Origin of the sequence: Levilactobacillus lindianensis, from assembly GCF_003946095.1 — a bacterium.
Taxonomy (GTDB): domain Bacteria; phylum Bacillota; class Bacilli; order Lactobacillales; family Lactobacillaceae; genus Levilactobacillus; species Levilactobacillus lindianensis.
This window is the reverse complement of the sequence record NZ_RHOD01000002.1, coordinates 38,562-51,922: the sequence shown is the minus strand read 5'-3', so window position 1 is coordinate 51,922 and position 13,361 is coordinate 38,562. Positions and strand designations below refer to the sequence as shown.

13 protein-coding genes are annotated in these 13,361 nt (G+C 50.1%); 9 read left to right on the top strand and 4 right to left on the bottom strand.

Going from position 1 to position 13,361, the window contains the following annotated elements; translation table 11 throughout:
• Window positions 1–57: 57 nt before the first annotated feature.
• A complete protein-coding gene (locus tag EKM70_RS00935; protein ID WP_125544399.1) occupies window positions 58–609 on the bottom strand; it encodes an LURP-one-related/scramblase family protein in 552 nt (183 codons plus the stop codon).
• A 115-nt stretch (window positions 610–724) separates the two neighbouring features.
• On the opposite strand from EKM70_RS00935, the gene EKM70_RS00930 reads away from it, so the two are divergent.
• The 4 genes from EKM70_RS00930 to EKM70_RS00915 all read left to right on the top strand — a co-directional run bounded on the left by EKM70_RS00930 (window position 725) and on the right by EKM70_RS00915 (window position 3,570).
• Complete coding sequence (locus tag EKM70_RS00930) at window positions 725–1,453, top strand: uracil-DNA glycosylase (protein ID WP_125544397.1); 729 nt, start codon at window positions 725–727, stop codon at window positions 1,451–1,453.
• A gap of 32 nt (window positions 1,454–1,485) precedes the next feature.
• Window positions 1,486–2,463 carry a phosphate acetyltransferase gene (pta, locus tag EKM70_RS00925; protein ID WP_125544395.1) on the top strand — a complete coding sequence of 326 codons (978 nt, stop codon included), beginning with the start codon at window positions 1,486–1,488 and terminating at the stop codon, window positions 2,461–2,463.
• A 104-nt stretch (window positions 2,464–2,567) separates the two neighbouring features.
• On the top strand, window positions 2,568–3,044 hold the full coding sequence (gene tsaE / locus EKM70_RS00920; RefSeq protein WP_125544393.1) for a tRNA (adenosine(37)-N6)-threonylcarbamoyltransferase complex ATPase subunit type 1 TsaE: 477 nt from the start codon (window positions 2,568–2,570) through the stop codon (window positions 3,042–3,044).
• Window positions 3,037–3,570 (top strand): GNAT family N-acetyltransferase, encoded by a 534-nt coding sequence (locus EKM70_RS00915; RefSeq protein ID WP_125544391.1) that lies wholly within the window; start codon window positions 3,037–3,039, stop codon window positions 3,568–3,570. The genes tsaE and EKM70_RS00915 overlap by 8 nt, the downstream gene beginning before the upstream one ends.
• 144 nt (window positions 3,571–3,714) lie before the next feature.
• Here EKM70_RS00915 and EKM70_RS00910 read toward each other — a convergent pair whose 3' ends face one another.
• Window positions 3,715–4,251 (bottom strand): 3'-5' exonuclease, encoded by a 537-nt coding sequence (locus EKM70_RS00910; protein WP_125544389.1) that lies wholly within the window; start codon window positions 4,249–4,251, stop codon window positions 3,715–3,717.
• Window positions 4,252–4,268: 17 nt separating this feature from the next.
• Window positions 4,269–5,033 (bottom strand): exodeoxyribonuclease III, encoded by a 765-nt coding sequence (locus EKM70_RS00905; RefSeq protein ID WP_125544387.1) that lies wholly within the window; start codon window positions 5,031–5,033, stop codon window positions 4,269–4,271.
• A 169-nt stretch (window positions 5,034–5,202) separates the two neighbouring features.
• On the opposite strand from EKM70_RS00905, the gene murB reads away from it, so the two are divergent.
• Both murB and EKM70_RS00895 read left to right on the top strand, forming a co-directional pair.
• Entirely contained in the window at window positions 5,203–6,114 is a 912-nt protein-coding gene (gene murB / locus EKM70_RS00900) for a UDP-N-acetylmuramate dehydrogenase (RefSeq protein WP_404819834.1), read from the top strand.
• 17 nt (window positions 6,115–6,131) lie between these two features.
• The gene (locus EKM70_RS00895; protein ID WP_125544383.1) at window positions 6,132–8,270 is read left to right on the top strand and encodes a cation:proton antiporter; all 2,139 of its coding nucleotides are present in this window, start codon (window positions 6,132–6,134) and stop codon (window positions 8,268–8,270) included.
• Window positions 8,271–8,903: 633 nt separating this feature from the next.
• Here EKM70_RS00895 and EKM70_RS00890 read toward each other — a convergent pair.
• Window positions 8,904–9,569: a DUF1361 domain-containing protein gene (locus EKM70_RS00890; protein WP_125544381.1), complete on the bottom strand. Its 666-nt coding sequence runs from the start codon at window positions 9,567–9,569 to the stop codon at window positions 8,904–8,906.
• 289 nt (window positions 9,570–9,858) lie between these two features.
• Between EKM70_RS00890 and cdaA the strand changes: the two genes are divergently transcribed.
• From cdaA to glmM, 3 genes are read left to right on the top strand one after another with little or no spacing between them, the layout of a single operon-like run.
• Window positions 9,859–10,710: a diadenylate cyclase CdaA gene (gene cdaA, locus EKM70_RS00885; RefSeq protein ID WP_125544379.1), complete on the top strand. Its 852-nt coding sequence runs from the start codon at window positions 9,859–9,861 to the stop codon at window positions 10,708–10,710.
• A complete protein-coding gene (locus tag EKM70_RS00880) occupies window positions 10,707–11,675 on the top strand; it encodes a CdaR family protein (protein WP_125544377.1) in 969 nt (322 codons plus the stop codon). The genes cdaA and EKM70_RS00880 overlap by 4 nt, the downstream gene beginning before the upstream one ends.
• A gap of 32 nt (window positions 11,676–11,707) precedes the next feature.
• Window positions 11,708–13,063 (top strand): phosphoglucosamine mutase, encoded by a 1,356-nt coding sequence (gene glmM, locus EKM70_RS00875; RefSeq protein WP_125544375.1) that lies wholly within the window; start codon window positions 11,708–11,710, stop codon window positions 13,061–13,063.
• Window positions 13,064–13,361 lie beyond the last annotated feature (298 nt).

The window sequence follows — 13,361 nt, the reverse complement described above, 5'->3', positions numbered from 1 at the left end:
GTCTATCGACGTTAATGCTCATTGACTGACCGTCTTTTGTCGTACTTTCGGGGTAGGTTATTTTTTACGCAACGTGAAGGGGACAATGCCTGACTGCAGGCGCTTGGGTCCCCAAGCCTTCTTAGGGAGGAGGGCTCCCTGCTGATGCTTGGCCCAGCGATCGAGAATAGCTGCCAGGCAGATGATGAGCGGTTCGTTATCCGCTTGATCCACGACCAGTTCGACAGTTTCCCCACCGGAACCGGATACGGTGGTAATGGTCGCGATGCGGTCCCGGCCGTGAAAGATGCGGAAATGGCCGCTATTGAGATTCCCCATGATGACCCAGTTGAGGCCGCGAACGAAGAGAACTTCGCGGATGACGCCGAAGGTTTTGCTGACCCGGCCCACGGTTTGGCGATGGTAGATCAAGCGAAACTTGGGTAGTAGGCCAAGTGATTCTTGTTTAACTTCGGCCTCGAGGGCCCCCGCGATGGTATAAACGGAGAGGACGTCGGCGCGTAGTCCCCACTTGCCGACTAACAGGTAACAGGACTGATTCCGGTCGTCGCGAATGACAGACGTAGCCTTAGCCGACAGTGCGGCCTCATTTAAATAGAGCGTTCGCAAAGAGACCCCTCCTTTCTCCAGATTTCCTAGACCTATTCTACCATGTTTTGTGGTTCTGGTTGGACAATATCATTTGTGAGGGTCTTATGCTAAAATAAACCTTGAGGTGTTGGGAATGAAACCGTTTATTCACAATGATTGGTGGCCGGTGTTGGAACCCGAGTTTGAGCAGGCGTATTATCAACAATTACGCCAGTTTTTAGTCGAGGAATACCAACACCATGAGATTTATCCAGACATGTATCATATCTTCACAGCGTTTGAGTGGACGCCATTTAGTCAGGTCAAGGTTGTTATCCTAGGACAAGATCCCTATCATAATCCTGGCCAGGCTCATGGCTGTAGCTTCTCGGTTTTACCTGGAACGCCGATTCCACCGTCGCTTAAGAATATTTATAAAGAACTTCAGAGCGATCTGGGAATTGCTCCGGTTAACCACGGCTATCTGGAGAAATGGGCGAAGCAAGGGGTTCTCTTGTTGAATTCCGTCCTAACTGTCCGCTATGGGCAAGCCTTTTCGCATAAGGGCCATGGTTGGGAGCGTCTGACGGATGTGGCGATTGCCAAGTTGTCAGCGCGTAAGGAACCCGTAGTCTTTATCTTATGGGGCAATGCGGCGCGATCCAAGATTAAGTTGATTGATACCAAGACCAACATCGTCTTGCAATCGCCGCATCCGAGTCCGCTGTCGGCTAATCGGGGGTTCTTTGGGTCCAAACCGTTTTCAAAAACCAACATCGCTTTACAGTCCTTGGGGGAGGCACCCATCGATTGGCAATTACCCGCAGAGGTAACGGTTGAGGACCCGAAAGGGACAACCAACCAGACGTCGCAACAGAACTGAATTGTGGGATTATTTTATGGAGGTCTTCAACTATGGAAATTTTTGATAGTCTTAAGCAAAAGATCAATGGTCAAAATAAAACGATTGTTTTTCCTGAGGGTGCCGATGTCCGAGTTCTCGGAGCCGCTAGCCGCCTCGCAGCGGATGGTTTAATTACGGCGGTTGTACTTGGAGACAAGCTTGATATTCAGGCGACGGCTACGAATCACGCGATTGATTTGACGCCGCTGACGATTCTTGATCCCGCCGACATGTCGACAGCTGATCACGAGGCCATGCTGGATGCCTTAGTCGAACGCCGTAAGGGCAAGAACACCGTGGAACAAGCGGAAAAGATGCTGACTGATCCCAATTACATTGGGACCATGATGGTTTACATGGGCCAAGCTGATGGGATGGTTTCTGGTGCGGTTCATCCAACCGGGGATACCGTTCGGCCAGCCTTACAGATCATTAAAACCAAGCCCGGTGTTCGTCGTATCAGTGGGGCCTTCATCATGCAGAAGGGTGACGCGCGTTACGTCTTTGCCGACTGTGCCATTAACATCGAATTAGATGCTGCCGGGATGGCTGAGGTGGCTGTCGAAAGTGCCCACACTGCCAAGGTCTTCGATATTGACCCTAAGGTTGCTTTGCTGAGCTTCTCAACTAAAGGTTCCGCTAAGGGAGACATGGTTACCAAAGTTCAGGAAGCTACCCAGTTGGCACATGAAGCCGCTCCCGACTTAGCCGTTGACGGTGAGTTGCAGTTTGACGCTGCCTTTGTTGCCAGTGTGGCCGCGCAGAAAGCACCAGACTCCAAGGTAGCCGGTCATGCGAACGTCTTTGTCTTTCCTGAATTACAATCTGGGAACATTGGTTACAAGATTGCCCAGCGTTTCGGGGGCTTCGAAGCCATTGGACCAATCCTGCAAGGTTTGAACAAGCCAGTCTCCGACCTTTCACGCGGGTGTAACGAAGAAGATGTCTACAAGGTGGCCATTATCACCGCTGCTCAGTCTTTGGCATAAAAATTTAAAACTTAAATCAAACTAAGAGTGCCCGGATTGCTATTTATTAGCAGTCCGGGTATTATTTATAGCGACGAGATTTTTTAGATAAAGGGGAACGAACAATGTTTACTGTCACGGTCAAGAGTCCCGAAGCCACGATGGCGCTGGGGAAACAGCTAGCACCAGAACTTCGGCCGCGGGACGTGATTTTATTGGATGGCGATCTCGGTGCTGGTAAAACGACATTTACCAAAGGATTAGCTGCTGGTCTGGGCATTACGCGTAACGTGAAGAGCCCCACATTTACCATTATTCGCGAGTACCAAGGGGGTCGAATTCCACTCTACCATATGGATGTTTATCGTCTGGAAGATGGCAGTGGGGATGAATTGGGCCTTGACGAATACTTCAATGGTGATGGGGTCAACGTGGTGGAATGGTCCAAATTCATCGCTGATGAATTGCCAGAAAACTATCTGCGGATTATCTTCAAGCGCGACGATGACGCTGGTGAAAATCAACGGACGCTGCGTTTCGATCCACGGGGAGAACACTTTACCCAGCTGGTCGAACAGTTGGCAGGTGCTAACCATGAGTGAGGATGTTTTGATTCGCATGCCCAATGCCGCGGATGCCCCCAACCTGTTAGGACTATTGGGCCGGCTACAACAGGAAAGCGACACGTTTAGCCTGGCCGATGCTGACGATCCCATCAGTGCCGCGCAGGAAGCAGACCAGCTGGAACAGATCAAGGACAGCCCACGGCACCTGTTGTTAGTGGCCAGTCTGGGTGACCAGCTCTTGGGTGTGCTGTCTGTTTCACCCACGCCACAGGGGAATGTTGGCGAACTAGGGATTGCCGTTGAGAAAGCCTATTGGCATCTGGGGATCGGGACGGCCCTGGTTGACGAGGCCCTGTATTGGGCAGAAACCGCCAGTGCCTTACAAGCCATTGGTCTCATTGTCCAGACCCGCAACGTACCCGCGATGAAGCTCTACGAAAAAATGGGCTTTGCTAAGACGGCGACACCGCCCACGACGGTCACCGATGATGATGGCGAATGTGTTGAAGCCATTGAGATGGTGTATCGCTTAGGAATGACTTCGAAGAATAAAGCTGAATAACGGAAGGACATGTTGTCAATCACGGTTGGCAACATCTTTAGAACTTAGAAAATAAAAAATCGGTAAGTCCTACTTAGCATATGCTGAGTAAGACTTACCGATTTCGTTGTTAGCGATGATTAAGTTAGAGCCGCAGGCGGCCAACTAAGCATTCACAGTCACAAATTTCTTCAAAGGTTGTGTGCCGAAGTGGTTGGCTTCATACAACAGGATGTTTGCACAGGCTAGACTGTCGTCGAGGGCGTTGTGATGGTGATGCAGGTCGATATCCAGTTCGTCACAAACCGTGTTTAATTTATGATTAGGAAACTCGGGGAAGAATTTACGACTTGTCTTCACCGTGTCGAGTGTCAGATACCGTGCCGTGGGCAAATTGTAATGTTCCAACGTGCTCCGCAACACTCCGTTGTCGAACGGCGCGTTGTGCGCGATGACTAAACGATCGCGCTGAAACAGCGGCGAGATGTGTTCCCAAACTTCTGGAAATGCCGGCGCATTCGCCACGTCGCGTTCATGAATCCCATGAATTTGGACGTTGCGCCAGAAGAAATCCGTGTCGGGCTTAATCAGGGTATAAAATTCATCGACAACCTGGCTATCACGGACGATGGTTAGGGCTAGTGAACAGGCACTGTAGCGTTTACCACTGGCGGTTTCGAAATCCATTGCGACAAAGTTCAAGAGGACATCTTCCTTTCCTAGACGGTTAGATCGGCCACATTGAGTTCCACCGGACAATGGTCGGAACCCATGACTTGGTCTAGTATTTTAGCGTCTTTCAGCTGATTCTGCAAGCGATCGCTGGTAATAAAGTAGTCGATCCGCCAGCCAGCGTTGTTGTCGCGAGCGTGGAAACGGTAACTCCACCAAGAGTAACGGCCGGTAGCTTCCGGATTGAAGTAGCGGAAAGTATCGGTGTAGCCCGCCCCGAGGAGGGCTGTCATCTTTTCCCGTTCGTCGTCGGTAAAGCCGGCATTATGATGATTTGACTTAGGATTTTTGAGGTCAATTTCAGTGTGGGCGACGTTCAGGTCACCACAGAAGATAATCGGCTTCTTGGCATCCAGACTCTGAATAAAGGCCAGGAAAGCCTGTTCCCAACCCATGCGGAAGTCAAGGCGCTTGAGGCCACTTCCAGAATTCGGTGTGTAACAGGTCAGAACGTAGAAGTCTGGGTATTCCAGTGTGATGGTTCGACCCTCGTGATCGAAGTCGGGGGCGTTGATCCCATAGATCACGTTGAGAGGCTTGTGTTTGGTAAAGAGCGCGGTTCCGGAGTAACCCTTCCGTTCGGCGTAGCTCCAATATTGGTAATAGCCGGGAAGGTCAAGGTCGATCTGACCGGCTTGAAGCTTGGTTTCCTGGATACCAAAGAAATCGGCATCTAGTTCGTTAAATGTCTCAACAAATCCTTTTTTGACGATGGCCCGGAGACCATTGACGTTCCAAGAAATAAATTTCATGACGGCACCTCCAAAAGACTAATTCTAGTATACCAGAAAAATAAGTTTTGACTGTGAATGGCGCGTCCCCGTGTCGTTTACGTCCATTTCATGCTAAAATAATCTTATGACTGTTGTTTTCATGACTAATGTCGTGAGAGCACATAAATTTTGTGAAACGAAGGGAATAATCATGATGGAAGACATCGTAACGGTATTTCCAGCAGTTACCATTCTGCGGAACGAGCCCTTGGCTCACTATACCCACACTAAGACGGGCGGGCCAGCAGACTACTTGGCTTTCCCGACCAATATTCAGGAAACGAAGTCCTTATTAGCCTACGCCAATCAGGAGAAATTACCGGTAACGGTTGTCGGTAATGCCAGCAATCTCATCGTCCGTGATGGCGGTATTCGCGGCCTCGTGATGATCTTAACGAAAATGAATCACATTACCACGGATGGTCAGACCGTGACCGCGGAATCTGGCGCGGCCTTGATTGAGGCAACGAAGGTAGCGCGGGCCCATAGCCTGACTGGTTTTGAATTTGCTGCGGGAATTCCCGGGAGTGTCGGTGGGGCAATTTTCATGAACGCCGGCGCCTATGGCGGTGAAATCAGCGAAGTCGCGGTTTCCGCCGAGGTGCTCAGCCCCGAAGGTGAAATCCGGACGCTGAATCAGCAAGAGCTCGACTTTGGTTATCGCCACAGTTCGGTTCAGGACTACCATGATATCGTGTTAACGGCGACCTTTGCGTTGACCCCGGGGGATGGCGAGGCCATTCAAGCTAAAATGGATGACCTGAATGCCAGACGAGCGGCCAAGCAACCGCTGGATCTGCCATCCTGTGGGAGTGTCTTTAAGCGGCCCAAGGGGCACTACACCGGGCAATTGATTCAAGAAGCCGGGCTACAAGGCTTGAAGTGGGGTGGCGCACAGGTTTCAACGAAGCACGCGGGGTTCATTGTGAACATCGACCACGCCACAGCCACGGATTACCTGGAATTGATTCATCATATTCAGGAAGTTATTTTGAAGGAAGATAATGTTCAACTCGAAACCGAAGTTCGCATTATTGGAGAAAAACCTACCGCCAAATAAAGAAGGGGGAACCCTATGTGCCTATAATTGAAGCAGTGATTCTGTTAATCGTTTTGGTTCTTTTGTCCAATATTATCAGTCACTACCTCACGTTTATTCCAGTCAGTCTGATTCAAATTGTCCTGGGGCTAGTCGTGGCCCTAGTGTGGAAATTTGAAGTGCCATTGGAGACCGATTGGTTCTTACTCCTGTTTATCGCGCCGTTGCTGTATAACGATGGGCGGCGTTTTCCTCGCCGAGAACTCTGGCGACTTCGGGGGCCGATCTTTGCCAATGCCATCTGGCTGGTCTTCTTGACCACCTTACTGGGTGGTTACTTGATCTACGCGCTGATTCCTAAAATGCCGCTGACCGTGGCGTTTGCCCTGGCTGCAATCCTTTCGCCTACCGATCCGGTGGCGGTTCAGTCGATTGCCAAGCAGGTTAAACTCCCAGCCAGTCTGATGCATCTGGTCAGTGGCGAAAGCCTGATCAATGATGCCAGTGGGCTGATTGCGTTTAAGTACGCGGTAGCGGCCACGGTTACCGGTGCCTTTTCAATGGGAACGGCAACTGGTGACTTTATCTATATCAGTATTGTCGGGTTCATTTCCGGATTGATTTTTATGACGGCAATTCAACTCCTGATGGATATTCTTCGCCGCCAGGGGATTGACGACGTCATCTTTAACACTGTGCTTCAGATTGCCACACCGTTCGTGATTTATCTGGTCACCGAAGAGATTACCCATGCTTCTGGCGTTATCGCGGTCGTGACGGCCGGGGTTCTGTATCACGCCAGAGAGAACCGGATCGTGGAGGACACGCCGGAGCTCAAGCTTGTGACGGAAAAGGTGTGGGACATCATCATCTACTCCTTAAACGGGATTGTGTTTGTGATCTTAGGAATTGAGTTACCAGTCGCGACGTCGCAAGTGATCAAGGGTGGTCAATTTAACACGGGTCAGGCCATCTTCTTTGCCTTCATGGCTTGGGTCATCCTGGTGGCCATCCGGACGTTCTGGACATACGGCTACATTCTCTTCCAACGACTGACGAAGAGTCGTTCGCAAGAAAAACCCAGCTTTCGGATGGCTGTTCTATCCGGTTTGTCTGGTGTCCGGGGGGCTGTAACGATGGCCGGGGTCTTGTCGGTACCCGCAACGATTGCGAGTGGGGCGAGTTTTCCCACCCGGGCGCTGATGCTCTTCGTAGCTTCCGGCGTAATTATCATTAGCTTGGTTGCCGCAACGATCATGTTGCCGCTAATCTCAACTGATAAACAACCCTTACAGACCCGGGCGAGTGTCAGTGATGAGATTGCCAATGAGATTGATTTAGACGACGAAGTGGAGGAAGAGTTTCCCGAGGAACCCGTCCGACAAGTCAGTGAAGAGGAAGCGCGAGCCTATATCATGCGACTGGCGATCTCGAAGATTGAAGAACTCAGACGGCCCAACAACCAACGGGCAGCCTACGATTTAATCTTAGACTACCAGTTCATCATTCGACGTTTAGAAATGAGTTATCGTGCCGATACGGCAATGCAGAAAGTCTTAGACGATGAAATTAAATTGCGTGAGGTCGCGATTTCCGGTGAACGTGAGTCTTTGGAATCGCTACTGGAGGGTGAGAAGATCACCCAGACCAGTTACGTTGGGGCTTTGCGGCGAATTGAAAAGTTAGAATCACGGCTGACGCAGGTCTCTGGGCACACCATGCCGGGAGTCATGCATTACTGGGTACTCTTCTTCCGGCACATGTGGCGGAATACGCGTTACTGGTTGCATTCGGAAGATACCGACCGCTTGCATGCTGAGAACAACCTTATTGAACGTGAGACGGCGAAGAATGCCATTAAGGCCCTGTCACAGTATCTGGCGCGGACTGACGTTGATGAGACTCAGTTCGACAACCAGGCGGTTTATCACCTGATTGTCCACTACCGTAACCGAATTGAACGTGCCAAGGCCGCCACAGGGCCGAGCCATGAGGATGATTATCAACATCAACTCAACAAGCTCAGGGTGCGAGCCTTAGGGGCCGAGAGAAATGGAATTCAAACGCTGTTGGAAGCTGGTAACATCAGCTGGACCAAGGCCACCCACCTCCGTCAGTACGTCAACTACGCTGAAAATGTGTTGGTGATGTCGCTCAGTAACGAGGAAGGCGAGTAGCCAACGCTAATTGAAACTTGCGTAAGTGTTGCTGACAGTATGGCGGTTTTCGCCTTACTGGTCGGTCGAGGTGAGCTGGAACGGAACGAACGTAACTTGAAGCCTCGAAAGTCACGAGTCTACAAGCTTGGTTTTCACCTGATCCCAGCTCAATCGACCTCACGGCTAATGCGAAAGGCTTCCTGTTATGGTTGCATGAATGGCAACAAACTAAAAATTAAGAGATAGTGAAAAACAGTAGGTATCGTTTAGCATAAGCTATACGGTATCTACTGTTTTAGTATTCAGATAATTTGGCCAATCTTAAGTGGTGGGACTGAAGTGATGATAGGATCAGAGCAGAAATAATTAATCATTGTCGCAGAGTCCATTGATCCTAGCCGGAGGGGGCCAGGGATGGAGCCGGCCGTGGTGGTGATGTTAGACCGAGTGGCTTTCTCGGCCTTACATCACGGGCGACTTTAAAGACGCGCGTTCTTCGCGGCTTCAAATCGAGCGAGAAGCCCGATTCTCAGGCTGAAGCGCCCCCACAGCAGGCGTAATCCCTGGCAGCCGCAGGCGGCCAAACTATCACATTATGAGATTTTAAAAGGGTCCCAACGACAAAGCCGTTAGGGCCCTTCAACACAAGCTTTAATTAGAACTAGAAGGCATGGCCGAGTTACTCATGATGAGGTAGAGAATCCAGTAGCTGAATAACTGCAGGAAGGTCATCAGAATCACAAAGATCCACATGTTTGGCGTCCACATCGAGAGAATCGGATTGATGAACTGTTCCGGATTGATGAAGAGGTAGACGGTGTGAATCCGAAGAAAGCGGCCAATGTACAGCCCAACCGAAGATAGGAAGGTCAGTAGCACCACAATGGTGAGCCGAATCCAACGATTTCCCTTAGCAACTCGGGTGCTGATCGTCTGACTAACGTAATTAAGGCTCCAGAAGCCCAGAAATGAACAGCTAACGGCGCTGACCATCATATAGGTAAAGTAGATCCAGAGATGCGGTGTGGCCCTTAGAAGCCCGCTCAGTGCATATGGCTGGAGGAGTGATAAATGGAAGAGGTCGGTCAGTAGGTAGGGGGCATTGGGATAGAAGAGTAGCCACAACACCACAATCGGCCAGAAGAGCCAACCGCTACGAGGCGTTACCTTTCCCAGATGAAAACTGATCTCGATGGGGAGATAGCCCAGGAAGGTGTTGAGCACCAGAAACGAGAAGGGATCCTTGGCCCGGAAGTAGAGAAAGACCAACCAAGCGGCAAAGAATATTCGGATTTCCCAACGTGCTCGCCGATTCATCGCAAGCCCTCCTTTCAAGTTAAAATGATGTGGTCCATTTGTCTTTATCTTATTAAAAAGTGAAGGACAGAACTCACCTTTATTTTACCGCCCATTTATCCAAAACGGACAGAATATGACTTCTAGTTTACCAGAATGAACGCATGAAGGTAGCCGCTAGCGGGGACTTTAATAATTCTGTAAGTTTTGTGACATGACAAACTGGAATTGGCCGGATATCGGTAATCGGGGCGCAATGTTGGCGGGGCCGTGCTATAATAAAATCTGAATTCGATTTGGAGGGAAAGTCATGAACCTGGATTGGGGCAATCTCCTTACGTTGGGGAATTTAGTCAATTTACTAGACATCTTAGTGGTCTGGTTTGTCATTTATGAATTAATCGTGATGCTCCGGGGAACGAAGGCTATCCAGCTTTTCCGGGGAGTTATTTTGATCCTACTGGTGAAGTTCGTGAGTGCCTATATTGGATTGAACACGGTGTCCTGGTTGGTGGATCAAGTCATCAACTGGGGGGTTATCGCGATCATCATTATCTTCCAGCCGGAAATTCGGCGGGGACTCGAGCACCTGGGTCGGGGGTCACTCTTCGTGCGGATTCGCCATGAGAATGAGGCGGCCAACCACATGATTGAGGGCTTGGACAAGGCGATTCAATACATGTCCAAACGGCGAATTGGGGCCTTGATGACGATTCAGCGCGACACTGGTCTGGAAGATTACATTGAAACGGGAATTGACCTGGATGCCGAACTAACTGGTGAACTCCTCATCAACATCTTTATTCCCAATACACCGCTGCATGATGGCGCGGTCATTATTCGGAATAATCGGATTGCCGTGGCGGCGGCGTACCTCCCACTGTCAGAAAGTAATCTGATTCCCAAAGAACTGGGGACACGACACCGGGCAGCCGTCGGCATCTCCGAAGTGACTGATGCCCTAACAATCGTCATTTCCGAAGAAACTGGGGATGTCTCAATCACCAAGAACAATGAACTGATTCGGGGATTGACGCAGGCCGATTACCTGAAGTTTCTCCGTAACGAACTGGTGAATGAAGAAACGCCGGATACGAACAACGTGCTGGTCAAGATTCTTGATTGGTTTGACCAACGCTTTAGAGGAGGCCGCCGTAAATGAAAAATCAACGTTATACGACCTGGCTTTACCGTATTCTGGCGCTTATCTTGGCAATCCTCCTGTTCTTCTATGTGAATAGCACGAAGTCAGCGACGAGTTCACAGTCAAGTAGCTCAACAGGCGCGACATCACTCACGGCGACCAAGACGGTGACCGTGTCCGTTCCATTACAACTCAATGTGAATAGTAATAAATACTTTGTGACCGGTTATCCGCAGAAGGTTAAGGTCAAACTGCAGGGGCCGTTAGCCCTAGTCACAACCACGGCAAATACGCAAAATTTTAAAGTCTACGCCGCGCTGAGTGATCTAGGTGTGGGAAAACACAAGGTGACCCTCCATCAAGAAGGACTTAACCACGAGATCTCGTCTACAATCTCTCCCGCTAAGATTACGGTGGATATTGAGCCACGGCGGACCGTATCCTTCCCAGTGAAGGTCCAATACAACAATCAAAACATTGCTCCCGGATACTCTGCGGGTAAGGCAACATCCGATGTTACGAGTGTCAAGGCTACCGGTGCTGCCAATGAGATCTCGCGGATTACCAAGATGGTCGCACAGTTAACCTTGGCTCAGAACGTGAAGAAGACGGTCAACAGTCAGGCGGTCATCGAAGCCCTGGATAAGAATGGGAAGACAGTGAACGTCATCCTGACACCGTCGACGACCACGGTTAACCTCCCAATCACGTCCGATGGGGAAAGTAAGCAGGTCAGTGTTGACCTGAATGCCAAGAATGGCTCGTCCGGAACGACGTATAAACTAAGCAGCAACGTTTCCAAGGTGACTGCCTATGGGAGTGCCGCACAGTTGAAGGCTCTTTCCAGTGTCGCCGTGGATGTTGATGTTAGCGATGTGAAGAACCAGGCCACCAAAACGGTGACCCTGGATACCAATGATAATGATGTCGAGGCCTTTGACCCCACCACAATTAAAGTGACGGTTAAGGCCAGCGCAAGTTAACGAAAATTGTTTTAGAAATGAGGAGTTTGACGATGAAGTATTTTGGTACTGATGGTGTTCGGGGCGTTGCTAATCAAGAATTAACGCCCGAATTAGCTTTTAAAGTTGGCCGATTTGGCGGCTATGTTTTAACGCAACACGCTGATAGTGAAAATGCACATCCCCAGGTCTTAGTGGCGCGTGACACGCGGATCTCCGGTCAATTGTTGGAAAATGCCTTGGTTGCTGGGCTTCTGTCGGTCGGCATTGAAGTTCTTCGGTTGGGTGTGATTACGACCCCAGCCGTTGCTTACTTGGTACGGACTCAGGGAGCTGCCGCCGGGGTCATGATTACGGCCTCCCACAATCCCGCTGAATACAACGGGATCAAGTACTTTGGTAACGACGGTTACAAGCTTTCCGATGAAATGGAAGAAGAGATTGAAGCCCTGTTAGATGCGCCTGATGACCACTTGCCACGGCCAACGACTGATGGGTTAGGGACCGTTGAGGACTATTCTGAAGGTAGTCAAAAGTACATTCAATTCCTCGAACAGACGATTGCAGACGATCTCGATGGCTTACATATTGCGGTCGATTCCGCGAACGGGTCCACGAGTGGCCTAGTTTCACGGCTCTATGCAGATCTGAACGTTGACTTTGATACGATTGCGACGACGCCTAATGGGCTGAACATCAACGACCACGTTGGGTCAACGCATCCCGAACAATTACAAAAGTTCGTGGTTGACCAAGGTGCCGAGATTGGGTTGGCTTTCGATGGTGACGGTGACCGGTGTATCGCGGTCGATGAGACTGGTAAGTTGGTCGACGGTGACAAGATCATGTACATTTGTGGGAAGTACCTGGCCGAACATGGTCGCCTGAAAAAGGATACGATCGTGACAACGGTTATGAGTAACCTGGGGATGTACAAGGCCATGGAAGCCCATGATTTGAAATCGGTCAAGACCAAGGTTGGGGACCGTTACGTCGTTGAAGAAATGCGAAAGTCCGGCTACAACTTGGGTGGCGAACAGTCTGGACACATTGTCTTCTTGGACTTTAACACGACTGGTGATGGTCTCTTGACGAGCCTTCAACTGCTTCACATCTTGAAGGTCACAGGGAAGAAGCTTTCTGAATTAGCAGCCGACGTGCAAACCTATCCACAAAAGTTGGTTAACGTGAAGGTTGCTGACAAGCAAGCTGCCCTGAACAATCCCCAAGTACAGGCGATGATTGCCACCGTTGAAAAGGAAATGAACGGTGACGGTCGGGTACTCGTGCGGCCTTCCGGGACCGAACCCTTACTTCGGGTTATGGCAGAAGCTCCAACGGAAGAAATTGTTGCCGGCTATGTCGATCGGATTGCGGATGTGGTTCGTGCCGAAGTGGGCATTAAGTAATTTAAGTGAGAACTAGTAGGCGCTCGAGGTTGACTCGGAGCGCTTTTTTGCTGGGATTGCCGACCAATTGGGGTTCCCATGGAAATGCCCACAGTTGCTCGTGAGAAATGATTATTTTCATGAAAACGGGGTCGCCAGAAGACGATAGACCAGTTACGGTTTTTATAGTTGACAACCCCTAAGGAAGGCTGTAAAGTATAGTCATCCGGAAACGTTATGAAAGGCGTTTCAGTCTATACCAATTTATAAGAAAGCTGATACATTTCTAAAAAATCAACCGACCCTCCCGACTAACGGG

Coding starts and splice junctions, on each gene's coding strand:
- EKM70_RS00930 (WP_125544397.1), top strand. CDS start 725: ATGAAACCGTTTATTCACAATGATTGGTGGCCGGTGTTGGAACCCGAG.
- cdaA (WP_125544379.1), top strand. CDS start 9,859: ATGAACCTGGATTGGGGCAATCTCCTTACGTTGGGGAATTTAGTCAAT.
- EKM70_RS00880 (WP_125544377.1), top strand. CDS start 10,707: ATGAAAAATCAACGTTATACGACCTGGCTTTACCGTATTCTGGCGCTT.
- EKM70_RS00890 (WP_125544381.1), bottom strand. CDS start 9,569: ATGAATCGGCGAGCACGTTGGGAAATCCGAATATTCTTTGCCGCTTGG.
- EKM70_RS00915 (WP_125544391.1), top strand. CDS start 3,037: ATGAGTGAGGATGTTTTGATTCGCATGCCCAATGCCGCGGATGCCCCC.
- pta (WP_125544395.1), top strand. CDS start 1,486: ATGGAAATTTTTGATAGTCTTAAGCAAAAGATCAATGGTCAAAATAAA.
- EKM70_RS00905 (WP_125544387.1), bottom strand. CDS start 5,033: ATGAAATTTATTTCTTGGAACGTCAATGGTCTCCGGGCCATCGTCAAA.
- glmM (WP_125544375.1), top strand. CDS start 11,708: ATGAAGTATTTTGGTACTGATGGTGTTCGGGGCGTTGCTAATCAAGAA.
- tsaE (WP_125544393.1), top strand. CDS start 2,568: ATGTTTACTGTCACGGTCAAGAGTCCCGAAGCCACGATGGCGCTGGGG.